Below are 25,939 nucleotides of genomic sequence, written 5' to 3' on the forward strand. Positions count from 1 at the left end.
ATTAACGATTTAATTCTAATGCAGCTAAAATAAATGGTCCAGTACCTTTCGGATCATTTGCTCTTATTTCTTCACTAATGTAATACTCGTAAGAACCATCGCGATAAGGATTTCCACCTAAACCAGCAACAGAACAACATTTTTCTAAACTTACAATACCTTTTTCATCGACTTGAATAAACTCTTTTAAAATTCCTTCAAATCCATTTTTGGCATTTTTCATGTATGATTTTGGTAAATAACCTTTGTTAACACCTTTTGCTAACGTATAAACGTACATCGATGAACCTGTTGCTTCCAAATAATTTCCTGTTCTATTTCCTTGATCCAAAACTTGATACCAAGTTCCCGAAGAATGTTGAACCTTCACAATTGCCTCCGCATATTGATTAAGGTATTTGATTAATTTATCACGACCTTGATAATCTTTTGGTAAATAGTCTAACACATCAACCAAAGCCATTCCGTACCAACCCATTCCTCTCGACCAGAAGTGTTGAGAAAGACCTGTTGTACTATTTGACCATTTTTCTTTTCTGCTTTCGTCCCAACCGTGATAATATAAACCAGTTTTTGGATCGCGGTTATATTTTTCGATTAAGTCAAATTGTAAAACAATTTTATCATACGATTTTTTCGCTTCAGTTGCGCTCTGAAATTTTGTAGCATATTTTGCATGAAAAGGTTCGGCCATGTAAACACCATCTAACCACATCTGATTTGGATAGATTTTTTTGTGCCAATATCCGCCTTCCGTTGTTGTTGGTTGTTGTTCTAATTGTTTATCTAACGTTTCCATTGCAATTTTGAATCGATTTTCTTTTGTTTTTTCGTATAAATCAAAAATTGCGTCGCCAGATTTAATCATATCTAAATTATAATTCTCGAACTTATACGTATCAATTTTTCCATTCGAATCAATCATTCTATTTGCATAATCGTAGATATAATTATAGATAGTTTGGTTATTTGTTTGCTCATATACTTTGTACATAGCGTCTAAAACCAATCCATTTGTATAACTCCAACGTGGTTTTTTTTGAAAATCTAAAAGTGTAGGATCAGGGAAACGAATAGTTTCTGAAATTGCCATTCTTTCTGACCATTTTAACTTTGGATCGACAAGAATATTTTCTGTATTTTTTTTCTGACTGATACAAGACGTACTCGAAATTATCATCAAACCACAAACCGTTGTTTTTAAAATATTTTTCATTATCAACTATTTATAAACGATTAGACTTTTCTAATTGAACTAATTTCGAATTCAAATCATTGTAGAATTCAGTTTCGTTTTTAAGTCCATTTGGCTCTTGTGCCCAAGCTGCCAAAATATAATATGTCATTGTTTTGGTTGTCGGTTTGAAAACGATTAAATGATCATCTTTTCCGTTTACTAATTTTTCGACCTCATCCGATTTATAGAAAATTGCCATTCCAAGCAAATCATTTTTGTCAACTAAAGTTTGTTTTCCGTAGGTTGCGATATATCCCCAACTTCCATTTGCGCTTTTCTTTTGCTGCAACGGAATATTTTTGAATTTCACCAAACCAGTTGTTAAACCATTCGTTAAGACAAAAGTTTTCAATTCAAATTTAGAAAAACGATCATAAGGATAAATCGAAACTTTTGCTTTTACATCTGTTGTGTGATCCGCAGTTTTCCATTTAGAATAATCAATTTCAAAACTCGAAACATTTTTACTGTTTTTAACTTTGACATATGTATTTTCAACTTGATGCAAATGCGCAACCGTATCATTCACTAATCGTCCAAAACCACCAATTCCAAGCGATTTACCAGCTTTCAGAATATCTTGTCCCCAAGGTTGAGGATCGTGATAAGAATCAAATCCATCTTGTCCAACATCTTGCAAAACTTGCGTTTTTACTTTTTTTCCGAAAATATCAACAGCATTTCTCCAATCCAAATACAAACGATAACCAACATTTTGATTTTCCCAACCTGGACCTTCGTATCGAATATCGAAAGCATGATCGGTATGCTGAGGATCAAGAGTATGTTCTTGTACATTTCGAAATGTTCCGCCTTCGTACTCTTTGTGACCTCTTTTTCCATCTACCCATTTTCCGCCTTCTTTTATAGAAATTTCGGAATAGGTAAATCCATTGTTTTCATGTTGAACCAATCTGTTACTACAAGAAGTGACAAGGATTAATGTTGTTATTGTGGCAATAATTTTTTTCATACGTATTTATTTTTTAAAATTAGTGAGGAGTTTAATTGACGATCCAATCACCTAAAACATTATTTTTAGAGAAAGCTAAAGCTTCTTGAGCAGTTAATTGACGACTCCATTTAACTCTTTTATTTGCGATATGTTTACCTGTAGATTTGTATTCGGAGTAGCGTGTTGTAGATTCATTTGCAACTTTCCCCCAATTGTTCCAACCTTCTGCTTTAACAGACAAATCCATGTCACAATTGATGAAAGTAGTTTGAGCAAAAGGTCGCCAAGGTCTTCCCAAATGATGAGAATCTTGATTGTTCCCAGAAATCTTACAATTCTCGAAAACGAAACCGTATTTCTGATCTTCTGTCGTTGATGCCGCTGTAATGTATCCTTTCCCTTTATTATTTAGCTGACAGTTTTCAAAATAAGCGGTTCCTGCTCCGAAAATGTAATCGACTGTACCTTCGATGTAACAGTTCTTAAAATATTGTCTGCTTCCGCTTTTCACTAAATATAACGTATCTTGATTTCCTAAAAACCGACAATTTGTAAATTTTATTTTATCTGCATCAACGCGAACAGCAACAGCTTGTCCAACTTCGCCTGCGCTATTTTCGAATGTTATATTTTCGGCTGAAAAATTATCTCCAAAAATAAAAAATGAAGCCGAACCAGATGTTCCAATTTCTTGACCAATATTATTTAATTTTGATGCGTAATCATCATACGTCAAAATGGTTTTGTGTTGATCTTCACCAATAAAATTAATCATCGTTTTAGAAGGAGGTAAGGTGATTTTTTCTTTGTAAACACCATTTTTAATCAAAACTTTTACAGGAACTCGACTAAAATCGGGTAGTGCAGCAATTAATTCTTGAATAGTTTTGAATTGCCCTGAACCATCTTTCGCTACAATAAAATCATAATCTTTGACTTTGTTATTCGCTGAATTAATCTTTTCTGAAACTAATGATTCTGCATAAACTTCTAAATTGGTATATTGACTTGATAAATTGTAACCGTTTGCATCGTTAATGCCAACTTTCAAATTATTTCTTTTTTCCCATTCATCGTCCATTCCATCCTGATCTGTATCTGTAGGAATATTGTATGTTTTTAACGTAGGAAATCCGCCAACTTCTGTTTGACTATCGATAATTCCGGTCATATTTTTTGGATATCCGTTTGTTAAATAACCAATTAATCGATTATCAACTTCATCGCGTTTTAAACTTGCTCCCGCATGTGCTTGAACCATTTTGTAGGCATTTTCAGCAGAATGAGTGATAATTTCATTTTTACCAAATTCAGTTTCAGCTTTTGCTTTTAAAGGTTCATCGGCTTGTACACCGCCATTCCAGTTATTTGCTGTTATATCAGCATAACCTTTTACAAAATTTCCGTTGACATAAAATTTACCATATGGAATAGAAGGATTTACAATTCTATTTTTATGTTTTGTGGCTGGTCCAGATTTGAAATAATTATTAATCAAATTATATTTTCCTTTTTCTCCGCCATAAATAGAATTTGCGCCCCAATTAAAAATTACATTATTACGAAAATCAACCATTTCATCTTCAGGATTCATCGTTGATTCTGACCCACTAAAACGAGGATTTCGACTATTGTTACTCATAATTAGATTGTGGTGGAAACTTGCAGGCTCACCACCCCAAATTCCACCATAACCATGCGCTCCTTTTACATGGATAGATTTATTAAGAGCTTCTGATATGATAGACCATTGAATTGTAAGATTTTTGACACGATAAAACGAGATGTTTTCATCTGTAGCCCAACTTACCGAACAATGATCTATGATTATATTTTGTGCATTTCGACCACCCAAAGCATCACCTTCTACTTTTGCTAAATCGCCTAAACGAAATCTCATGTAACGAATAATTACATTGTCAGATTTGATGGTTACAGGATAATTAGAAACCGTAATACCATCTCCAGGAGCAGTTTGTCCAAGAATAGAAATATTTCCGTAATTAATATCCAAAGGAGATTGCAATATAATGTTTCCAGAAACAGCAAAAACGATTGTTCTGCTCAATTTTTTTTGAATTCCGTATCGTAAACTTCCTTTACCAGAATCGTTGAGATTTGTGACAATATAGACTTCTCCACCTCGTCCACCAGAACTGTACCTGCCATATCCTTCGGCAGAAGGAAAAGCAGGTAAATTCTGTGCAAATAAACATGAATGAATTAAAAATATAAATGTAATTGCGATGTGTGATTTCATTTTTTATCGTTTAATTAATTCCACCATCTTGGATCTCCAATCGCAGCACCTGTAGAAGATGCAGTTCTTAATGGAGAATTGACTGGTAATGTAAAATCAATTGTTGTGTTTGTCCAATTTAGAGCATTTTCTTGATTATTCGTAGAAGTTACTCCTCCAGTAGGAAAAACAAGTTTTTGTAAATCAGCTGCTTTACCATTCGTCAAATTATAGAAATTGTTGAACGTAAAAACAGCTGTACTTGAAGTAGCTAAACGAATTAAATTATTACTCGATAAACTTCCTCCAACTCTTGGCGAATTTGCAATAATATTATTGGTAAAATTAGCTTTGATCGGCACGTTATTATTGTCTAATAGTGGAAAAGAAGAACTTTGTCCAAAACTATTAATTGTACAATTGTTGACATTAATTGTTGCGTTAGCAGATGGCGTAGTAATACTTTCTCTGTATCGAATAAATAAATCTCCAACTTCTGTAAATGTTGAATTTTCGATATTAACTTCGTTAAAAACTAATTTGTCTAAATGTAAAAATCCGTAAGATGAAGCTGGGAAATTCTTGAAGAAAGAATGTTTAATCTCAAATTTATCCATTACATATCCGCTATTTGGACCTCTATTTGCTCTGAAAGCTGAGGTTTTAACACTACTTACAATACAGTTTTCAATCAATACATTTGCAAAATTAGCCTTCGCACCATTGCTGCTGCTGCTTGTCAAATTGATTAAATAATCTGCCGTATTTGCGCTTCCATCTAATTCGATATTCTTTAGATGTAAACCAGCCCCAGTATCATTTAACGTAAATTCTTTGAAAGAAACTTTTGTATCTTCTGGATTTCCAGAAATTCCAATCAATGAAATTTTCTTCGCATTAATTGCAAACAATTTATCTCCAGAATCATATTTACCAGGATTTAATCCAATGATATCACCATCTTTTGCATTGTTAATCAAGGTGATTAAATCATCGCCAGAATTAGCAATAACACTATAACTTGTAGACGATTTAGTCGTGAAATTCTGAGAACCAACGCTTGTATTTCCTTTATAAATTTCGACTGTATATCGTGTACTTGGATTAAGCCCTTTTGTTGTTTTAAGTCCAGCAGCAGCTTCGCTACTTGTAATTTGACTTATAATAGGATCGCTAACATAAACAGGATCCTGACCAGAAACTTGTGTATATGCTTGAAATCTCAATTCAGTTACTCCAGCAGTTACATCCCAACTAACCGTTGCTTGATTCTCCAGAATATTTGGATCATAAATAGGATGCAAAATTTGGATTCCAATAATTTTAATTCGCTTACTAACAGACCAGTGAGATTCTGGTCTGTTTTCGTAAGCATTTGTTTTAACACGTATAAAGAAATTTTTTCTCACGGGAATTTCTTGATCCGTAATAACAACTCCAGCAGAATCTGTTTTTTTTGTTAAAATGATATCTTTTGGATTTGTAAATAACGAATCGCTTGAAACTTCTGTTGTATAAGTTTCGTCAATATTATTAGTATACAGAGAAGGTGACCATGTGACTTTAGTTTCTGTTTCAAAATTTTCGGCAGATAAAGACAATGGTGTAAACATTCTCATTGGATCGTTAGATTCTGACTGAAATTCATCATCATTACAAGAGATTACAGCATTTGCAGTAAGTAATACTGTTCCTATAATCAATATTTTATAAAAAGTTTTTTTCATAATAATTGTGTTTTAGTATCCGTAATCTTGTGTTAAATTATAGTTTGTATTGATGATGTCTTGATAAATAGGCAACAGTTCTGAATGATTTGGTTTGTAATATTGTAACCAACCTTTTCGCTCGTCGTTAATCATTGTCGCAGCCATTCCAGTTTGCCAGTTTATGCGTGTATATCCCGTTGGAGTAGAAGCTACAGAAGGCGTGTAAAACAATTCTGTTTTATCATTTCCAACAAAATAAGTATCTAAATTCAAAACAGTTTTTTGTGCAGTTTGCGTTGGATCGTATTTACCAATTTTGTAATAAATGTATTTAGGTACATTGGCATATTCTCCCGTTCCATCTAATAGATTTTGTAATTTAACACGAGTTTCTGTTACCACTTGACCTAAAAGATTCCATCTGATTAAGTCATATTTTCGGATAGATTCTCCACCAAATTCTAATAATCTTTCGTGTACAATTTGCTCAAAAAAGCCTTGATAACCATTCGCTGTAACCGCAGGCATTTTATCAGGATTGTTCGCATAAGCTCTTGCTCTAACTTCTCTTAAAGCATCTATTGCAGCAGCTGTTGGTCCACCATTTAATTCATTTTCTGCTTCAGCAAACATTAATAAAACATCAGCAAAACGCATAATAGGCCAATTGATTCCAACATTTTGAGAAGGACCAGTTACTTTTGTCCAAGACTTTCTAAATTTTCCGTCTGTTAAAGCATCAATTTTTACCACCTGTGTTAAATCATCTGCATTAATTTCGAACGCATTGATTGTTACATCTCGTCTTTGATCATATTTATCAAATTCATAAAAATAAGTTGGTAAAGCATTTATTCCGCCACCACCATTCCATTTAGAAGCTGCATTATGACGTAATCCGTTGTAATAACCAAGTTTACTATCAGTTCGCGCATTTCCGCCAAAAGCACCTACTTGAAAAATCATTTCGTTTGTATTATCCATGCGACCTTCGTGAATAGCACGGAAAACATCTTCGTAATTTGGATTGATATTATGACTTCCACGTTGTTGCATAATGTCAAACGTTTCGTTGCGAGCAATTTGGTAATATTTTTCTGGATTTGTTCCTTTAACCATCTGTACAGGCTGTCTTCTCAACGAATATCCAGCTCTAGCAAGTGCAATACGAGCACGTAAGCCTTTCACAAAAGCTTTTGTAATTCGTGTTGTAGGATCTCCAGATTCGGCTCTCCATGGAATAACTTTTGAAGCAGTTTCTAAATCATTTAATAAAACTTCATACACTTCATCACGATCAGTTTTTGGAAGGAAAATATGTTCGTACTGAGAAGATGGTTTATCTTGAAATGGAACATCACCAAAGTTTCTGATTAATTCGTAATAATATTGCGCTCTTAACGTCAATGCTTCTCCGTAATATCTATCCATTAACTTTTTGTCACTATCACTTCCAGATTTGTAGACATCAGATGTCGGAATATTATAAATTAATAAATTTGCTCTTTCGATTCCTGTGTATAATTGACGGAAAGGTTTGTCTAATTCTGGATTTGTAGGACATGCATTGTACATACTAATTCCACGACGATCGTTACAATTGTAATCACCTGATGTTTTGAAATCATCTGCAGCTTGTCCAATGATAGAAGAAATTCTGTTTCCGTAACCATTATCACCAGCCAATTGATTATATACGCCAACCAAAGCAGAGTAAGTGTAACTTGCATCGTTGTAAACCTCTATTTCGGAAGTATTGGAAGGGCTACTAACATCCAAATAATCATCGCATGATGTTGTTGTTAATAAAACGATGCTAACGCCTAATATTTTTATAATTGTTTTTGTTTTCATTTTTGATGTGTTTTGAGATTAGAAAGTAACATTAATACCTGTTAAGAAAAATCTGCTTCGTGGATAGGCAGCGTAATCAACTCCAGGAGTTAAAGGACTTGTGCGTCTTGTATTTGCTTCAGGATCATAACCAGAATAACCAGTAATTGTAAATAAATTATTGATTGTTGCGTAGATTCTTACTTTGCTAATAAATTTCGTTTTTGCTAACATATCTTCTGGTAAAGAATAACCAACTGTAACGTTGCTTAATCTTAAATAAGATCCATCTTCGATGGCATAAGAATGTAAAATATAATTTCCAGAAGGAGGTGACCAAAATGTAGCATTTGCGTTTAGAGCTTCTAATTGTGTAGGATCTGTTACTCGATTTCCGTTATCGTCAAAATTTCTCCAAGCTCCAGCAACTGCTTTTAACATATTGTTGTCGCGGTATAAATATTGTGTTGTAAACTCAACTTTATTGGCATTGTAAACTTTATTACCAACAGAATAAGTGAAGAACATACTTAGGTCGATATTTTTCCATTGAAATTGTTGATTAAATCCACCATAGAATTTAGGTTGAGCATTTCCTAAAACTGTTTTATCATTATCATCAATTATTCCATCGTTATTTAAATCTTTCAATTTTAAATCTCCAGGACGCACATCTTTTGAACCTAATGCCGCAGCAGAATTGCTTGCAACACCAGCTTTTAATGTATATTTTTGAGTTGATGGATTGTAATCGAAATCGCTCACTTTGTACCATCCGTCTGTTACATAACCATAGAATTGTCCGATAGGTTTACCTACTTCAACTTTGAAATCTTGCAAATTATTTACCCATCCAGATGATTGATAATAGTATTGTAGACCATCACCAGTTACATCTTTTCCTAAAGATTTGATAACATTTTGATTATGAGAAATATTGAAGTTTACATTCCATTTAAAGTTTTTAGATTTCGCAATATCAGCACCTATTGTAAATTCAATTCCTTTGTTTTCCGTTTCACCAGAGTTTTGATATTGGTATTCGTATCCGCCTGTTTGCGGAATTTTAGCCAATAATAATAAATCTTTTGTATTTGTTACATAAGCATCGATACTACCATAAACACGTTTATTGAATAAAGTATAATCTAATCCAATGTTTTTAGAAATTGTTTTTTCCCATTTTGCACCCGAATTTGCCAACCTTTCATTAGGAGCTAAACCTGGAACTACAGCATTATCAAATGAATATCCCCAGTTACTTGAACTACTAAAGAATGTTGAATATAAGAATGGCTCAATGCGGTTATTACCCGAAGTACCATAGCTTAAACGTAATTTTAGTTCGTCAATCCAAGAAGAATCTTTTAAGAAATTTTCTCTTGCAACATTCCAAGCAAATGAAGCAGAAGGGAAGGTAGCATAACGATTATCAGGAGAGAATACACTCGATCCGTCTGTTCTGACAGAAAGTGTTAACATATATTTTTTATTGAACGAATAATTAACTTGTCCAAAAAACGAAGCCAATCGATCCACATTTACTGATGTTGAAACTGGATCTTGTACCATTCCTGCAGGAGGAACCGCACTTTGCAAATTAGAAAATGCTTGATTAGCCGAAATATTTTTTGGTAACCATTTGATATACGTTCTTGATGTTTCTCCGTCTGTTTTTACAATTTCCTGTCCAATCATTACATCTAGTTTATGATTAGAACCTAATCTTGGTGAATATTGTAATGTATTTGAATTTGAAATTCTTCTTGTTTGACTTGCACGCATATCAACCACAGGAAGATTAGCATTTGCCATTGCAACACTTGTGATATTTCCGTAAAAACTATTGTCATTGCGATCTGTTTGTACATAACCAAAAACAGATTTGAAGGTTAACCCTTTGACAATTTGCCAAGACAAGTAACCATTCATCAAAAGGTTTTGTCTTTCGTCTTCTCTTACTTCATTATTCGCTAGCAAAACAGGACTTGTAAGGTTTGTTTGTGCATAATAATCTGGATCGAAGAAATCAACATACGATTCGTTTCCTGGAGCAGCAAAAGGTTGATATCTCACTGAATTACGAAGTCTGTTATTTGATTGAGAACCTGTATTTGAAGTACCAGCTCCCATGATTTTATCTTTACTATATCTAAAACTAACTCCCGTTTTTACTTTGTCGCTGATTTTATGATTTAATTTGAAGTTTGCTAAATTTCTTTTGTAACCAGAATTCAGCATAATTCCATCTTCGTTGATGTGATTTAAATTTAAACTGAAATCAGTCGATTTATTTCCACCAACAATCGAAACGTTATGATTTTGAGAAAAAGCTTTTCTACCAAAAACTTCTTCTTGCCAATCTCTCGCTTCCATACTTTTATAGATATCTATATCGTTAAAATCTCCATATCTTTTTCTGAAAGAATCTGCTAATTGCTCATCATTATTAATATTATACAATTCATACTGATAACGTACAAATTCATACGGAGTCATTACTTCTAACTTATTCTGAATTTCTCTAAATCCAGTATAATTAGAATAAGTAACTTGTGTAGGCATGTTGAAACCACTTTTTGTCGTAATAAGCACAACACCGTTTGCACCTCTCGCACCATAAATAGCAGTAGAAGCTGCATCTTTTAAAACATCAATACTTGCAATTTCTTGTGGAGATAAAATAGATAAGGCATTTTCTACTTGTATTCCATCCACGATATACAGAGGGCTGTTGTCTTGTGTAATCGATGTGCCTCCACGAACTTTAATTGTAACATCAGCTCCTGGTGCACCTTCGGACATACTAACTTGTACACCAGCTAATCGACCTTGTATAGCTTCAGCAGCAGAATTTACTGCCATATCTTTTATCTGATCAGCATTTACACTTGCCACAGAACCTGTTAATTCATCACGTGTTACAGTTGTATATCCAATTACAACAACTTCATTTAGATTTTGTTGCTCTGTTGCAACAAGATCTTTCAGTTTTATATCGATTGTTCCTTTCTTATTAACAGGAATAGTCTGTATTTCATAACCATCATAGGTAATGGTTAAAGTCGAGTTATCTGGAACAACAATTTCATAAAATCCATTTTCATCTGTAATTGTTTCGTACGTTGTCCCATCTACATAAATGTCAACTCCATTAAGAGGTGAATTATTAATAGATGATTTAACTGTTCCGGAAACTTTTATTTCTTCTTGCGCAAAACTCGCAATTGGTAGAAGCAAAAGCGTGAATAACTTAATTTTAGATATCCTCATATGTGTGGTTTTGTGTTTCTTCTGTTAAACTAAATAATTTTTAGCGTAATCGATTACATTGTTAAATATAAAAATGTATATAGTACACTAAAATATAACTATTTTTTTTAAAATCAAATAAAATATTAAAATTTATAAAAAATAATTAATCTATTTGTTAGTTATTGATATTTAATACAATATCTGTTTGTGTTGACTGATATTTATATATACTCTAACTTAAATAAGCTAAAGTGGTTAATTTAGATCATAATTTTTTTGGTGATTTATTGAATTTTTGAATATAAAAATATATAAATTGAAGTAAATTTGTAATCGATTACAAATGTGTTTTGAATGCTTTTTAATAGTTTTAGAACCATTGTAATTTATACATTACTATATAATACTATTGAGATTTAATTTATATTTACCGAATCTTGATAACGAACTTGAATTTTACCTTATTATGAAAAAAAGTGCTACAATATATGATATTTCTGAAAAATTGAATATTAGTGCTGCTACCGTTTCGAGGGCTTTAAACGATCATCCTAAAATTAGTCAGAAAACGAAAGAGTTGGTTATGAAAGCTGCTAAAGAGCTTAATTACAAACAAAATACTTTAGCGCAGGCTCTAAAAAGTGGGAAGACAAATAATATTGGGATTATTGTTCCTTATATTAATACAAATTTTTTCTCATCTCTAATTCGTGGGATAGAAGAGGAGTTGTCTCCACATGGTTACCATGTTATTATTTGTCAAAGTCACGAAGATGTAGATTTAGAAAGAAAACAACTAAATACATTATTGAATGCACAGGTTGATGGTATTTTTATGTCTGTTTCTAAAACGACGGAAGATATTTCGCACATAGAAACTGCAAAAGAATCTAATACTCCAATCATATTTTTTGACCGTAAAAAAGATATTGCAGGAATCAGTACTGTAACAATTGATGATTATAAGGGTGGATATTTGGCAACCGAGCATTTGATTAAACAAGGTTGTCGTAGAATTTGTCATTTATCTGGAGATTTGCGTTTAGAGATTTATCAGAATCGTTACAATGGTTATATCGATGCATTGAAAGATAATAAATTAGCTTTTAAAGAAGAATATGTTTTTTCAATTAAAAGTTCGATAGAAGATGGGGTTGAAGCAATAAAAACATTATGGAATTTATCATCGCCACCAGATGGTATTTTCTCGGCCAGTGATTATGCAGCGTTGGGAGCTTGTCAACAATTGAAAAAGAAAAATATAAGCATTCCTGAAGATGTTGCAATAATAGGTTTTAGTAATGAGCCATTTACGCAATATATGGAATTACCTATTAGTAGTGTAGATCAGACACCAGATGTAATGGGAAAAATTTCCGCTCAAGTATTTCTGGAATATATGAACGAAAATTTTTCAGGGATAAGCATAGAAAAAAAGGTTGTTTTAAATCCTCAAATTCATATTCGAAAATCTTCGAAAAGAAAATAGGTTATAAAGAAACGCCTCTTTTCCAAGGGATAAAATCGTTTTGATTTAAAATCTTAGCTTTTACTTTGACTTCACCGCTTGCAACTTTTATGATAAATTCTAAAAGTTCGTTAGCGGTTTCTTCAATTGTTTTATTTCCAGTAATGATTTCTCCCGTATTAAAATCGATAATATCAGGCATTTTTTCTTGTAATGCTGTGTTCGAAGAAATTTTTACAACAGGGGCAACAGGATTTCCAGTAGGCGTTCCTAAACCTGTAGTGAACAAGACGATATTAGATCCAGTTCCGACTAATGCAGTTGTACATTCAACATCATTTCCTGGTGTACATAGCAAATTTAAACCAGGTTTTTTGATATATTCTGTATAATCTAAAACATCTTGAATAGGAGAGGAACCCCCTTTTTTAGCTGCACCAGCAGATTTCATCGCATCTGTTATTAATCCATCTTTTATATTTCCAGGAGAAGGATTCATGTCAAATCCAGAACCAGCGGCAACAACAGAATCTTCGAAATCTTTCATTAATTGTAAAAATCTTTCGGCATCTTTTTCATTCACACAACGATTGATTAATTCTTGTTCAACTCCGCACAATTCGGGAAATTCGGACAAAATGGTAGCACCTCCAATTGCAGCCATAATATCTGATAAATAGCCTAAGGTTGGATTAGCAGAAATACCAGAAAAACCATCTGATCCTCCACATTCTAATCCTAAAACTAATTTAGATAATGGAGCTGGTTTACGTTCAATTTCATTGGCTTTTTTGATTGCTTCGAACGAATCTTTAATAATACCGTTCAACATATTATCAACTGTTCCAGATTTTTGTTGCTCGTAAACGATAATTGGTTTTTGATTATCAGGATTGATTTTATGTAAAGCTTCTTTAAAAATATCAACTTGTAAATTCTGACACCCAAGACTCAGGACTGTTGCACCAGCGACATTCGGATTGTTTACATATCCAGCAAGCAATCTTCCTAAAGCTTCAGCATCTTGTCGAATTCCGCCACAACCTCCTTGATGTGTAACGAATTTAACATCAATATTTTTGAATACTCTAGTGTCTTCTTCATCTGTGTCTTGCTCGTTTTCATCAGAATTCTGAATTAACGAACGTAAAAGCAGTTGATGTTTTGATGGTTTTTCGAATAATAATTCTTTTTCGAAAACATCTTTCAAAATTTCAACATTTCTATTTTCGCAAAAAACCAAAGGAAAAAACAACCAAATATTTTCCGTTCCAACTTGTCCGTCTTCTCTGTGATATCCCATAAATGTTTTGTCTTTCCATTTATCGATATTTGGAGGAGTCCATGACGTTGTAGCTGTTTTCTTTTCGACTTTAGAACTTTGATGTTTTACATTTTCAGTCGTAATAACTTCACCTTTTTTTATGTTGCAAACGGCTTTTCCGACAGTAATACCATACATCGTAATCGTGTCATTTTCTACAAAATCTATTGCAGCAAACTTGTGTTTCGCATTCGTATCTTTCTGAATTTCATATTCAGCATTATCAACGACCACAATTTCATTTACTTTTAGGTCAACTAATGCAACAATTACATTATCCGTTGGATTAACTTTTATAGCTTTTTTCTGCATTTTTTTCTCTTAAATCGTTTGGTTGCTATATATTTCATAAGATTTTTCAATTCCATATTCATCAATTAGCCGAAGAGCTTTTTCAATTTCATTTTCTAATTGATTAACCTTTGTCAAATCTTGTTCCCAGAAATTTATATTCTTCAAAACAGAATGACTTATTTGTTGATAATCATTGTTTTTCCAAATATTTCTGAACTCACTTATAATCGCTTCGTCATCATTTATAGGTAATTCTTCATTGTTCCAATCACCTTTGTAAAAACGAATTAAACAAGCCAAAGAAAATGTAATTCCTTTCGGAATTTGATTGAATTTCTCTACATAATCTAATAAACTTGGAAGAACACGAACTTTGAATTTAGAGATAGAATTTAACGCTATACTCGATAAATAGTGCTTGATAAAAGGATTTCTAAATCGATCTAAAACATCTTCTGTATATTCTTTTAATTGTTCTTCTGGTAAATCAAGGATAGGAATGATTTCATTATAAATAATATTTTTAATAAAATCTCCAGCTACTTTGTTATCGATTGCATCACGAACAGTTTCTATACCTAACATAATAGAAAAAGGAACCATTGAAGTGTGAGCGCCATTTAAAATTCGAACTTTAGAAGTACGATAAGGTGCTATATTTTTGACAAGCAAAATCTGTTCATTTGCTTTACTAAAAGGAATTTTTTCTTCCAATTTTTCATCGCCTTCAATTGCCCAAAATAAGAACGCTTCTGAAACGACAATCAATTCATCTTCATAATCTAACTGATTTGTGTAGCTTTCTAAATCATCTTTTGGAAATCCAGGTACAATTCTGTCTACTAATGTATTATGAAATTTATTTGAAGTGTTAATCCAAGTAATAAATTCATTTTCTAAGTTCCATAATTTAGCGTATTCTAAAATATAATCTTTCAAAATAATGGCGTTATTCTCAATTAATTCACATGGAATAATTGTTAAACCTTTGTCAGTATCTCCATTAAAATAAAGATATCTTTCATATAAGAACGCAGTTAATTTTGCAGGAAAATTTTCGTGGGGCGCATTTTCTAATTTGTTTTCTGAAGGATCAAATACAATTCCAGATTCTGTTGTGTTAGAAAAAACAAATTCCAATTGTTCTTCTTTTGCTAATTTCAAAAAATCTTGGTATTCTTTATAAGGATTAATCGATTTTTGAATCGCAGAAATAACACGATTTTCATCAATCAATTCACCTTTTTTAATTCCTCGAATAAATAAAGTATACAGATTATCTTGTTCTTCAAAAGTATGAAATGAACTTCCAGAAGGTGTCACTTTTATGTTTGCGATTCCTGCATTAAAATTGGCATCTTTATTCAGTTTATCGATTACATAGTCTGTAAAAGCGCGCATAAAATTTCCACCTCCAAATTGAATAATTTTTATAGGAAGTTCATTTTCTTGATGATATAGTTTTTTATTTAATTTTGTTTTCAAGTTATTGAATTTAAATTGATTATTTAATCACTTTGTATTTTGGTACTAATATTTTCATGACAATCCATGCTGTTAAATAAGCAACCCCACAAATTGTAAAAATGATCATATAACCTTTGTTGATTCCATCAACTATAATTGCTCCTGATTTTTCTAAATCTGAAAGTAAATTTTCTGGTAATCTTTCGTTGATGTATTGAGGATATTTTTCTAATAATGGAGTACCATCGATAGTTGTCCAGTTTTTGTGTGAATAATCAAACAAAACTCCTGATGATTTATTGATCAAAAAAGAACCAATTCCACCAGCCATACCACCGATTCCAACTATTGTAGCAATAGCACTTTTAGGAAACATATCACCAACTGTAGAGAAAATATTTGCAGACCAAGCTTGATGAGCTGCTCCAGCAATACCGATGATAATTACGGGAATCCAAAAAGAGGTTGCACCAAGAGGTTGAGCTAATAATGCCAATAATGGAAAGAAAGCAAAAATTAACATTGCGCGCATTCTTCCCGAATATGGATTCATGTTTAATTTATCGACAAAATATTTTGGTAACCATCCCCCAATAATAGAAAGTAATGTGATGATGTAAAGTACAAACAAAGGTAAGGCACTTTGTGTGCTATCCATCTTGTAGACTGAACTTAAGTAAGCTGGAGTCCAAAAAAGGTAGAACCACCAAACACCGTCTGTCATAAATTTTCCGAAGATAAAAGCCCACGTTTGTTTGTATTTAAAACATTCAGAAAAAGTTAGTTTTCTTCCTTCTGTAGATGTTTCTGTATTTTCTTCTATATCTTGTTGAATATACTCTAATTCAGCGCTATTAACTTTTGGATGTTTGTGTGGTACTTGGTATAAATAAATCCAAAATCCCATCCAAATAAATCCTAATGCTCCGATGATGATAAAAGCCATTTCCCAACCCATCGATTTTGCAATAAATGGAATTGTAAGAGGAGCAGCTAATGCTCCTACAGTAGCACCAGCATTGAAAATACTTGTTGCAAACGCACGGTCTTTTTTCGGAAAATACTCGGCTGTTGCTTTGATTGCTCCTGGAAAATTACCAGCTTCACCGATTGCTAAAATTAATCGAGCAAAAATAAATAAGCTAACACTTGTTGAAATAATTAATGAGGTGTCACTTACTTTTTCTAAGATTTCTTTTGCTCCAGCAAATCCAACAAACCAATTATCTGTAATATACCCTGCTGTTGCAATTCCACAAAAAGCGTGTAAACATGCTCCAATTGACCAAATTGCAATAGCGTATAAGAAACCTTTTTTAGTTCCCATTTTGTCAATAAATCGGCCAGCAAATAACATACTTACAGCATAAAATATTGAAAAAAGTGCGGTAATATTTCCGTAGTCATTATTATTCCAGTGAAACTCTGGAACTAAGTAATCTTTCCAAGTTAATGATAAAACTTGACGATCTAAGTAATTTATGGTTGTGGCAACAAATAGTAAACTGCAAATAGTCCATCTAAAATTACTTGGTTTAATGGAAGTTTCGTTCTTCATTTAGTGTGTTTTTGTGATTTATTATTTTTGACTTCTTCCTTTAAATCATATATTTTTTAATTCTTTATAAATTTGTATTGATTCTCCAACTGTTCGTTCAATTTGAGAGTAATCATATTCATTTGATGAATTTTTTGTGAACAATTGTGATCCAATTCCAACACAATAAGCGCCAGCATTTATCCAGCTTGTTATGCTTTCTTTTGTAGGCATAACACCTCCGCTTGGCATAATATTCGTCCAAGGCATTGGTCCATTTATAGCTTTGATAAAATCTGGTCCTCCAACTTGTGTTGCAGGAAATATTTTAACGATTTCTGCTCCTAATTCTTCTGCTAAAGAAATTTCCGAAACAGATCCACAACCAGGCATCCAAGCTACTTTTCTTCGGTTACAAACTTTTGCTACTTCAGGATTTAAAGAAGGGGCAACAATAAAGTTTGCTCCAAATTGAAGATATAATACTGCTGTTGGTGCGTCTAAAACAGAGCCTATTCCTAAGATTAATTCGGGTAATTCTTTTGCCGCATATTTATTTAATTCAGAAAAAACTTCGTGCGCAAAATCGCCTCTGTTTGTAAATTCAAATAATCTTGCGCCACCATCGTAACAAGCTTTTATAATTTTTTTAGAAATTTCGATGTCTTGATGGTAAAAAACAGGAACAATTCCAGTTTCTTTTGCTTTTAAAGCGACTTCTATTCTTGTAAATCGTGCCATTTTTATCTTTTTATTCTTCCTCCAAAATTTCCATTAACTAACTCTAAAATATCATCAACAGAAGCTAAATTTGTGTCACCTAAAATAGTATGTTTCATTGCGCAAGCTGCGTTTGCAAAATTTAAAGCAAATTGATCATCGTGATTAATCAAACCATAAATCAAACCTGCAGCAAATGCATCGCCAGTTCCAATTCTATCAACGACATGGTTGATATGAATTTCTTCTGTTTCTAAATATTCATTGTTAATCCAAGCTCTACCTTGTGTTGCTTGCGAACTTGCATTAATTCCAATTCTAATTTTATCAAACACTTTTTGAATTGATGGAATTTCCTTCATCAATGTTTTAGAAGCTTCAATAAACCCATTTTTATCCGTTAAGAAGTTTGTTTCTAAAATTTCATTAATTTCATTAACACCTCCAATAAAAATGGTTGAATATCCGATTAATTCTTTCAAAATATCTTGTCCTTTTTTACCGTAATTCCATAAATTACTTCTGTAAGCAGGATCAGTTGTGATATGAATACCTTTGGAATAAGCGAATTGTAAACCTTGTTTTAAAGTTTGATAAGCAGATTCTGAAATTCCAGGTGTTATTCCTGTCCAATGAAAAAAGTTACAGTTTTCTAAGGCTTTATTCCAATCAACTTCGTTTGGTTTTATATTTGAAAAAGAACCATTTAATCGGTTATAAGCGATACGACTTGGTCTGACATCAGAACCAACTTCTAAAAAATATAATCCAAGTGGATGTTCATTTTTTTTAATAAATGAAACATCAATTCCTAGACTTTTCATGTAGGAAATAGCTGCATCTCCAACAAAATCATTCGAAACATTTGAGATGTGTTGCGTTTTACAACCAAAAGTAGACAAAGAAGCTGCAACATTCATTTCTGTTCCACCAAAAAAGAATTCTACTTCTTTACTTTGTTGCAAAGTTTTATGATTTGATGGAGAAATTCTCATTAAAACTTCTCCAAAAGTCAAAATATTATTGCTCATAAATAAATCTAAAAATCAAAATATTCTTTTGCATTGTAATAACAGATATCTGATATTGTTTTTCCAACTAATTCAATATCATTTGGTAATTCGCCATTTGCCATTTCTTCTCCGAATAAATTACAGATTACTCGTCTGAAATACTCATGTCTAGGGAAAGATAAGAAACTTCTTGAATCTGTTAACATTCCAATAAAGCAACTTATTAACCCCATATTAGATAGGGCATTTAGTTGTTTGATGATTCCATCTTTTTGATCTAAAAACCACCAACTCGAACCAAATTGCACTTTTCCTTTTACGCTTCCATCATTGAAATTTCCAATCATTGTTGCGAAAATTTCGTTATCAGCTGGATTCAAATTATAGATGATTGTCTTTGTTAATTTATCATTTCCGTCAAGTCTATTTAAGAATTTAGAAAGATTAGCCGCTTGTTTAAAATCTCCGATAGAATCCCAACCTGTATCAGGACCTAAAATACGATGCATACGAGCATTGTTATTTCGAAGTGCGCCTAAATGATATTGTTGAATCCATCCAAATTGGTGATATGTTTCCCCTAAAAATAGAAGTAGGGCAGTTTTGAATTGCTCGATTTGAGTATGATTTAACGGCTGATTATTTCTTTTTGATTCGAAAATTGTATTAATTTCAATATCAGTAAATTCTACGTAAGAAATATTATTCAAACCATGATCACAAATTTTGCAACCGATTGCATTAAACGCTTCAATTCGATTATATAACGCATCTTTCAAGTTTTGGAACGAATTAATTTCGAAACCAACAACTTCAGAAAGTTTATTGATGTAAGAATTGTAATCCTGATTTTCAATTAGAATCGCTTTATCTGGTCGAAAAGCTGTACTAACTTTTGTCTTGAAATTGCTTTTATTTAACGTTATATGATATTCTAACGTATCTGTCGGATCTTCAGTTGTGCAAACCGTTTCAGCATTTACTAAACTTAATAAACCTTGACAAGATTTATCTGCTTGTTGTAATTGAGCGGAAGTATTCTCGAAAATTTCTTTTGCGTTATTTTCGTTCAATAATTCATCGATTCCAAAATATCGTTTTAATTCTAAATGAGTCCAGTGAAATAAAGGATTTCGAAGCGTATGAGGAACAGTTTTCGCCCACGCTTCAAATTTTTCTAAATCAGAAGCATTTCCTGTGATGCAATTTTCGTTAATTCCTAACGTTCGCATTGCACGCCATTTGTAATGATCTCCAGCAATCCAAACTTTCGAAATATTTTCAAAAACTCTATTTTCTGCAATATCTTTTGGCGATAAATGATTGTGATAATCTATAATAGGAAGTTTTTCAGCATAGTTGAAATACAATTCCTCGGCATATTTATTTTGTAATAAAAATGTATCAGTTATAAATGATTTCATATAATATTTAAATTTTACTCGTTTGATGGTTTACCTATTGTTGCTAAAATTCCTCCATCGACATAAATGATTTGTCCATTAACAAAATTACTCGCTTCCGAAGCTAAGAAAACCGCTGTTCCAGCTAAATCTTCGGGATTTCCCCAACGACCAGTCGGCGTTCTGTTGATAATAAATTCGTTGAAAGGATTTCCGTCCACACGAATCGGCTCTGTTTGTGAAGTTGCAAAATAACCAGGTCCGATTCCGTTTACTTGAATGTTATGTTTTGCCCATTCTGTAGCTAAGTTGCGCGTTAACATTTTCAATCCACCTTTTGCCGAAGCGTAGGCAGAAACATTGTCTCGTCCCAATTCGCTCATCATCGAACAAATATTAATTATTTTTCCAGTTTTACGCTCAATCATTCCTTTTGCAACCAATTGCGACATGATGAAAGGACCAACTAAATCGACATCGATAACTTTTCTGAAATCTTCGACATTCATATCTACCGCAAGAACGCGTTTTATAATTCCAGCATTATTCACAAGAATATCAATTTTACCATGATTCTTTTCGATCAATTCAACTTGTTCTTTTGCTTGTGGTTGATCAGTTACATCAAAAATATATCCTGTTGCAGTAAATCCTTTACTTTTATAATATTGTAAAGCTTCTTCTAATTTTGAAGGAGTTGTACTTGTAATAACTAATTCAGCACCAGCTTGCGCCAATCCTTCTGCCATTGCTAATCCTAAACCGTGTGTTCCACCTGTGATTAAAGCTATTTTTCCTAATAAATCAAATAAATTCATAATTCTATTATTTTAATTCATCCGTATTTACACCATCCATATCGCTGTAATCCATATTTTCACCAGCCATTCCCCAAATAAAAGTATAATTTGAAGTACCTACACCCGAGTGAATAGACCATTCTGGTGAAATAACTGTTTGATTGTTTTGTAAGAAAATGTGACGTGTTTCATTTGGTTGTCCCATAAAGTGGCTAATCGATTGTCCTTGTTCTAAATCAAAATAAAAATATGCTTCCATTCGTCTTTCATGTGTATGAGCTGGCATTGTATTCCATACACTACCAGGATGTAATTCGGTCATACCCATTTGTAATTGACAAGTTTCTAAAACACTATTTACAATAAGTTTATTAATTGTTCTTTTGTTTGCATATTTAGAATCGCCTAACTCAACAATTTCAGCTTCATTTTTTGTAATCTTCTTAGTTGGATACGAATGATGAGCAGGAGCAGAGTTGATATAAAACAAAGGTTGTTCGTTATTTAGTTTATCAAAAACGATTTCTTTATTTCCTTTACCAATATATAAAGCTTCTTTGTTGTTCAATTCGTATTCAGTTCTATCAACAGTTACTTTTCCTTTTCCACCAACATTTATAATTCCTAATTCTCTTCTCTCTAAAAAAAAATCTGCTTTAAGATCTGTTGTTGGTTCCAAAGTTATTGCATGATTAGCTGGGTAAATACCACCAATAATCAAGCGATCATACATCGAATAGACTAACTTCACCTGATCTTCTATAAATATATCAGGAATTAAAAAATGTTCTCTTAGTTCTTCAGTTGTATATTTTTTAACATCATTAGGATGATGTGCATATCTAAATTCAGAATTTATCATAATAGTTATTTATTAAAATTAATGTAATCGATTACATTTTAAATTTAAAAAAATACATCGAGATGATGTTTTGTAAAAGTATTAAAAAGTTTTTTAATAATGTACATAAAACACTATAAAAATTTCTTTTCAAAAGATGATGAATGTAGTTGTTTGGAAATAAATTTATTCGTAAATATTTTTAACAATACTCTTTGTTGAAATATTGAATATGACAACAAAGAGAGAAAAAAATAAGTTACATTTTTGTAAATTATATTTTGGTTATTAAACCTTTTAATATTTTGTTTAGTTTTCTATTATTAAGAGTAGATACTAAAACTTAAAATTCAGAAAGTCGAATGATTTGTTTCAGAAAAAATTTTTATAATAATAAATGTTAAATATTCAAAAAACTGTTTTAAATCATGTATCTTTAACTTAATTAACTAATTAATATGGATTATGAGACGAGTTTTATTTCTATTTCTCGATCATTTCTCATCTACTTACCTTTTATTGTTTTGCTTTTTTTGTTCAATTTATATTAATGCGCATAATGTTGAAATAAAAGAAAGAGATGATTCTATTCCAACAATTTCTAAAGGTTTAGTCACAATAAAAGAAAATACTACTTTTTACATTTCTAAAAATACAATTATATCTAATTTTGAAATTAAAGATTCTATTAACCATGAAAAAAATATAAAACAAAGAAAATCAAAAGAAAAAATCAAAAGAAAAAATACAAATAACTCAAAGCTTAAAAAAAGCAGAAATAATTCGTATGATTTATCTACACTAACAAATAAAAAAATATATTATTTACCGTATAAAGAATCAACATTTTTCATTAGTAGTAAATCAATTCTTTTAGCACTTTATCCTATCAATTCTTATAATATAATTATTTTTTAACCCGTTGTGCATTTTGATTAATAAAGAATAAAGTTGTTCATTTGATTGAAAATCAGTAAATTGTTTTAATTACAAAACATTTACAATGAACAACTTACTTGCAAATTACGAAAGAATATTGGAAGTTCTTCGAAAAATATCAACAGATACACTTTTAATTTATCAACGTAGAAGACCTAAACTTTTTGATTTAGAACTCATCAGTCTTGTCTTAACAGCTGAATTTATGGGTATTGATAGTGAAAATCATTTATTTCGAAATCTTCCTAATGCGTTAAGTTGTAAAATTGAGCGTAGTATTTACAATCGTAGAAAACGTAGATTATCAGAGCAAATTAATAGTATTCGCCTCAAATTAGCGAAAGAATTTAATGAATTTGAAAATTGTTTCATAGTTGATAGTATGCCGTTGGAAGTGTGTAAAATAGCAAGAATTAATCGCTCGAAAATTTGCAAAGAACATCAGTATAGTGCACCAAATAGAGGTTTTTGTGCTTCTCAGCAAATGTCTTTTTATGGCTATAAACTTCATGCTATTTGTTCTTTAAATGGTGTTTTCCAGAGTATTGATATCAGTCCCGCATCTGTTCATGACATTCATTTTTTGAAAGATGTTAAAACTCAAATGTATGATTGTTTGCTACTTGGGGACAAAGGTTATTTGTCGCAAACAATTCAAATTGACTTATTTAATGAAGCTAATATTCGATTAGAAACACCGAAAAGATCCAATCAAAAAGAGTATAAACCTCAGTTTTGTCCATTCAAAAAGTATCGAAAAAGAATTGAAACGTTATTTTCTCAACTATGTGATCAGTTTATGATTAGACGAAATTATGCAAAGACTTTCGAAGGGTTTAAAACCAGAATTTTAGCTAAAATTACTGCTCTTACTGTGGTTCAGTACATTAATAAAACATACTTTAATCGAAATATTAATAATCTAAAAACCCAAATTATTTAAAATGCACAACGGGTTATCATAATAGTGCATAAGTAAATAATAGTATTGTTTATACTTCAACGTATTGGATCAAATCCAAAACGAAGAAAAAAAGTAGATTTTACAAACCCTACGGACTAAAACTTTTTAACGTATCATTCAAACCTTTTCTTAACGTGAGAGTTGCTGGTTTCTATATCCTTTTTCTATATTCAAATTTACTTTTAATAATGAATTTTGTCATTCTGAGCTTGTCTCAGAATTGCATCCAATATGTCATTTCGAGATATTGAGAAATCTTTCTATCACTTTTTTATTCATAGCTTATATATTTTAATTATCGGTATTCATATGCCCTACGGGGAAATGAGTAAAAAAGTAATCAATACTTCGGCAGGCTCAGCACAAGCAAGACTTGGTTGTAAACCTCTCTACTAAAAATATTCTCATTCCACTAAAGATTTTACAAACCCTACGGGCTAAAACCTTTTTAACGCTGCATTCAAACATTTTCTTAACGTGAGAGTTGCCGGTTTCTATATCCTTTTTCTATATTCAGATTTATTTTTAACAATGAATTTTGTCATTCTGGGCTTGTCTCAGAATCGCATTCAATATGTCATTTCGAAGTATCGAGAAATCTTTTGTCTTTTTCACTATTCAAATTCGTTATCACTTTTAACTACGGATTTTAGAGTTGACATACGATTTGCAGACGAGCTTCAATCCATTGGATGAGAAGCTGAAATGAATTCCTTTAGATTTGAAAAAGATTAAATTGTAAAAAAAGAAGAGAATAGAGTTTGAGTACACTATAATGAATTCAGAGCTATATTAATCTCATAAGCTGATAAAGACTCAACTCTTTCTTATCAAATTCTCAAATAGAAATTCGGGCTTATAACCCATTAGTAAGGAATCGAGTTATTGATAAGTTTCTCTTCTCATTAAATTCAAATTTATGGAAAAAATTATTATTGGAATTGATGTAAGTAAATTAACTTTAGACATCTGTATTCAAGAAACTGGAGTGAATCGTTTTGATAACATTCCTAATACAGAAAAAGCAATCAAAGTTTTTTTCAAACAGTTTGATAAGAAACAAGATATTTTGATTGGAATGGAAAACAAAGGTCGATTTAACGCTATGCTTTATAGTGTTTTAATCCATTTTTCTTTTACTGTTTATGTAATCAATCCTTTGCATTTGAAAAGAAGTATGGGATTGGTTAGAGGTAAAAACGATAAAATTGATAGTGAACGCATCGTTCAATTTTTATCGAAAAATTATATGGATCTTCAGCAATGGAAACCTAATTCAAAGGTCATTGAAAAAATTAAACTATTGAATGCTGAAAGAAAACATCGAGTTAAAATAAGAGCAGGATTATTAGCTCAAACATAGGACGATCAATTCTTAAAACCAACTATGGATAAAGCTGTATTGCGTTTAAACACTAAACTCATCGATATATTAACGAAACAAATTAATGAAATAGAAGATAGAATCTATCAGCTAATTTGTGAAGATGAACAACTTTACGATCATTATAAAAGAATACAATCAATCCCTGGAGTAGGAAAAGTTTTAGCATTTAATATGTTGATAAAAACAGATGGTTTTACAACTATAAATACGCCAAGACAAATGGCTTGTTATGCAGGAGTAGCTCCATTTGATTTTCAGTCTGGAACATCTATAAAACGAAGACCAAAAGTATCAACTATGGCAGATAAAGAGTTGAAAAAACTATTGCATTTAGCAGCTATGAGTGCTATTCGGTTAGAAAATGACTTGGCGATTTACTATCATCGAAAAGTTGAACAAGGTAAAAATAAAATGGCTGTTTTAAACGCTGTGAGAAACAAAATTATTCATCGGATTTATGCTCTAATTAAAAATCAAACTATTTATAAAAATAACTTGATTTTGTCATAGAAATCAGTTTGACAGACTACATTTCAAATACTTAATACTTATTA

Annotated in this window: 19 protein-coding genes; 5 read left to right on the plus strand and 14 right to left on the minus strand. The window is 31.7% G+C overall.

What is annotated here, in order from left to right; translation table 11 throughout:
• Position 1: 1 nt before the first annotated feature.
• From ACTS9J_RS06460 to ACTS9J_RS06485, 6 genes are read right to left on the minus strand one after another with little or no spacing between them, the layout of a single operon-like run.
• Entirely contained in the window at positions 2-1,216 is a 1,215-nt protein-coding gene (locus ACTS9J_RS06460) for a glycoside hydrolase family 88/105 protein (protein ID WP_291046876.1), read from the minus strand.
• A gap of 10 nt (positions 1,217-1,226) precedes the next feature.
• A complete protein-coding gene (locus tag ACTS9J_RS06465; RefSeq protein ID WP_291046874.1) occupies positions 1,227-2,210 on the minus strand; it encodes a DUF4861 family protein in 984 nt (327 codons plus the stop codon).
• 31 nt (positions 2,211-2,241) lie between these two features.
• The gene (locus ACTS9J_RS06470) at positions 2,242-4,452 is read right to left on the minus strand and encodes a pectinesterase family protein (protein WP_219034319.1); all 2,211 of its coding nucleotides are present in this window, start codon (positions 4,450-4,452) and stop codon (positions 2,242-2,244) included.
• Between the two features lie 14 nt (positions 4,453-4,466).
• Positions 4,467-6,158 (minus strand): DUF4957 domain-containing protein, encoded by a 1,692-nt coding sequence (locus ACTS9J_RS06475; RefSeq protein WP_416410509.1) that lies wholly within the window; start codon positions 6,156-6,158, stop codon positions 4,467-4,469.
• 12 nt (positions 6,159-6,170) lie between these two features.
• Complete coding sequence (locus ACTS9J_RS06480) at positions 6,171-7,994, minus strand: RagB/SusD family nutrient uptake outer membrane protein (RefSeq protein WP_221855142.1); 1,824 nt, start codon at positions 7,992-7,994, stop codon at positions 6,171-6,173.
• A gap of 18 nt (positions 7,995-8,012) precedes the next feature.
• Positions 8,013-11,246 carry a SusC/RagA family TonB-linked outer membrane protein gene (locus ACTS9J_RS06485; protein ID WP_291046868.1) on the minus strand — a complete coding sequence of 1,078 codons (3,234 nt, stop codon included), beginning with the start codon at positions 11,244-11,246 and terminating at the stop codon, positions 8,013-8,015.
• Positions 11,247-11,694: 448 nt separating this feature from the next.
• Here ACTS9J_RS06485 and ACTS9J_RS06490 point away from each other — a divergent pair, with 448 nt between their 5' ends.
• Entirely contained in the window at positions 11,695-12,717 is a 1,023-nt protein-coding gene (locus ACTS9J_RS06490) for a LacI family DNA-binding transcriptional regulator (RefSeq protein ID WP_038330468.1), read from the plus strand.
• 1 nt (position 12,718) lies between these two features.
• Here ACTS9J_RS06490 and ACTS9J_RS06495 read toward each other — a convergent pair whose 3' ends face one another.
• The 8 genes from ACTS9J_RS06495 to kduI are packed head-to-tail and all read right to left on the minus strand — an operon-like array spanning position 12,719 to position 22,116.
• The gene (locus ACTS9J_RS06495) at positions 12,719-14,332 is read right to left on the minus strand and encodes a UxaA family hydrolase (RefSeq protein WP_221855138.1); all 1,614 of its coding nucleotides are present in this window, start codon (positions 14,330-14,332) and stop codon (positions 12,719-12,721) included.
• Between the two features lie 9 nt (positions 14,333-14,341).
• Positions 14,342-15,799 (minus strand): tagaturonate reductase, encoded by a 1,458-nt coding sequence (locus ACTS9J_RS06500; protein WP_286495604.1) that lies wholly within the window; start codon positions 15,797-15,799, stop codon positions 14,342-14,344.
• A 19-nt stretch (positions 15,800-15,818) separates the two neighbouring features.
• Positions 15,819-17,339: an MFS transporter gene (locus ACTS9J_RS06505; protein WP_221855134.1), complete on the minus strand. Its 1,521-nt coding sequence runs from the start codon at positions 17,337-17,339 to the stop codon at positions 15,819-15,821.
• Positions 17,340-17,384: 45 nt separating this feature from the next.
• Positions 17,385-18,059: a bifunctional 4-hydroxy-2-oxoglutarate aldolase/2-dehydro-3-deoxy-phosphogluconate aldolase gene (locus ACTS9J_RS06510; protein ID WP_221855132.1), complete on the minus strand. Its 675-nt coding sequence runs from the start codon at positions 18,057-18,059 to the stop codon at positions 17,385-17,387.
• Between the two features lie 2 nt (positions 18,060-18,061).
• The gene (locus tag ACTS9J_RS06515) at positions 18,062-19,069 is read right to left on the minus strand and encodes a sugar kinase (protein WP_219035360.1); all 1,008 of its coding nucleotides are present in this window, start codon (positions 19,067-19,069) and stop codon (positions 18,062-18,064) included.
• An 8-nt stretch (positions 19,070-19,077) separates the two neighbouring features.
• Positions 19,078-20,475: a glucuronate isomerase gene (gene uxaC, locus ACTS9J_RS06520; RefSeq protein WP_219035359.1), complete on the minus strand. Its 1,398-nt coding sequence runs from the start codon at positions 20,473-20,475 to the stop codon at positions 19,078-19,080.
• A 14-nt stretch (positions 20,476-20,489) separates the two neighbouring features.
• A complete protein-coding gene (locus tag ACTS9J_RS06525; RefSeq protein WP_312356883.1) occupies positions 20,490-21,272 on the minus strand; it encodes a gluconate 5-dehydrogenase in 783 nt (260 codons plus the stop codon).
• A gap of 7 nt (positions 21,273-21,279) precedes the next feature.
• A complete protein-coding gene (gene kduI, locus ACTS9J_RS06530; RefSeq protein WP_448353052.1) occupies positions 21,280-22,116 on the minus strand; it encodes a 5-dehydro-4-deoxy-D-glucuronate isomerase in 837 nt (278 codons plus the stop codon).
• Positions 22,117-22,560: 444 nt separating this feature from the next.
• Between kduI and ACTS9J_RS06535 the strand changes: the two genes are divergently transcribed.
• The 4 genes from ACTS9J_RS06535 to ACTS9J_RS06550 all read left to right on the plus strand — a co-directional run bounded on the left by ACTS9J_RS06535 (position 22,561) and on the right by ACTS9J_RS06550 (position 25,895).
• Complete coding sequence (locus ACTS9J_RS06535; protein ID WP_286495600.1) at positions 22,561-23,013, plus strand: hypothetical protein; 453 nt, start codon at positions 22,561-22,563, stop codon at positions 23,011-23,013.
• An 85-nt stretch (positions 23,014-23,098) separates the two neighbouring features.
• A complete protein-coding gene (locus ACTS9J_RS06540) occupies positions 23,099-23,977 on the plus strand; it encodes an IS982 family transposase (RefSeq protein ID WP_219034401.1) in 879 nt (292 codons plus the stop codon).
• A gap of 940 nt (positions 23,978-24,917) precedes the next feature.
• Positions 24,918-25,361 (plus strand): IS110 family transposase, encoded by a 444-nt coding sequence (locus ACTS9J_RS06545; RefSeq protein WP_448353053.1) that lies wholly within the window; start codon positions 24,918-24,920, stop codon positions 25,359-25,361.
• 24 nt (positions 25,362-25,385) lie between these two features.
• A complete protein-coding gene (locus ACTS9J_RS06550) occupies positions 25,386-25,895 on the plus strand; it encodes a transposase (protein WP_448353054.1) in 510 nt (169 codons plus the stop codon).
• Positions 25,896-25,939 lie beyond the last annotated feature (44 nt).

Source organism: Empedobacter sp. ULE_I140 (assembly GCF_053482575.1).

What these genes read in the sequence shown, in the direction of transcription:
- ACTS9J_RS06485 (WP_291046868.1), bottom strand. Translation starts at nt 11,246, where the DNA reads ATGAGGATATCTAAAATTAAGTTATTCACGCTTTTGCTTCTACCAATT.
- uxaC (WP_219035359.1), bottom strand. Translation starts at nt 20,475, where the DNA reads ATGAAATCATTTATAACTGATACATTTTTATTACAAAATAAATATGCC.
- ACTS9J_RS06470 (WP_219034319.1), bottom strand. Translation starts at nt 4,452, where the DNA reads ATGAAATCACACATCGCAATTACATTTATATTTTTAATTCATTCATGT.
- ACTS9J_RS06535 (WP_286495600.1), top strand. Translation starts at nt 22,561, where the DNA reads ATGAGACGAGTTTTATTTCTATTTCTCGATCATTTCTCATCTACTTAC.
- ACTS9J_RS06460 (WP_291046876.1), bottom strand. Translation starts at nt 1,216, where the DNA reads ATGAAAAATATTTTAAAAACAACGGTTTGTGGTTTGATGATAATTTCG.
- ACTS9J_RS06465 (WP_291046874.1), bottom strand. Translation starts at nt 2,210, where the DNA reads ATGAAAAAAATTATTGCCACAATAACAACATTAATCCTTGTCACTTCT.
- ACTS9J_RS06490 (WP_038330468.1), top strand. Translation starts at nt 11,695, where the DNA reads ATGAAAAAAAGTGCTACAATATATGATATTTCTGAAAAATTGAATATT.
- ACTS9J_RS06510 (WP_221855132.1), bottom strand. Translation starts at nt 18,059, where the DNA reads ATGGCACGATTTACAAGAATAGAAGTCGCTTTAAAAGCAAAAGAAACT.
- ACTS9J_RS06480 (WP_221855142.1), bottom strand. Translation starts at nt 7,994, where the DNA reads ATGAAAACAAAAACAATTATAAAAATATTAGGCGTTAGCATCGTTTTA.
- ACTS9J_RS06525 (WP_312356883.1), bottom strand. Translation starts at nt 21,272, where the DNA reads ATGAATTTATTTGATTTATTAGGAAAAATAGCTTTAATCACAGGTGGA.
- ACTS9J_RS06515 (WP_219035360.1), bottom strand. Translation starts at nt 19,069, where the DNA reads ATGAGCAATAATATTTTGACTTTTGGAGAAGTTTTAATGAGAATTTCT.
- ACTS9J_RS06495 (WP_221855138.1), bottom strand. Translation starts at nt 14,332, where the DNA reads ATGCAGAAAAAAGCTATAAAAGTTAATCCAACGGATAATGTAATTGTT.
- ACTS9J_RS06505 (WP_221855134.1), bottom strand. Translation starts at nt 17,339, where the DNA reads ATGAAGAACGAAACTTCCATTAAACCAAGTAATTTTAGATGGACTATT.
- ACTS9J_RS06545 (WP_448353053.1), top strand. Translation starts at nt 24,918, where the DNA reads ATGGAAAAAATTATTATTGGAATTGATGTAAGTAAATTAACTTTAGAC.
- kduI (WP_448353052.1), bottom strand. Translation starts at nt 22,116, where the DNA reads ATGATAAATTCTGAATTTAGATATGCACATCATCCTAATGATGTTAAA.
- ACTS9J_RS06475 (WP_416410509.1), bottom strand. Translation starts at nt 6,158, where the DNA reads ATGAAAAAAACTTTTTATAAAATATTGATTATAGGAACAGTATTACTT.
- ACTS9J_RS06550 (WP_448353054.1), top strand. Translation starts at nt 25,386, where the DNA reads ATGGATAAAGCTGTATTGCGTTTAAACACTAAACTCATCGATATATTA.
- ACTS9J_RS06540 (WP_219034401.1), top strand. Translation starts at nt 23,099, where the DNA reads ATGAACAACTTACTTGCAAATTACGAAAGAATATTGGAAGTTCTTCGA.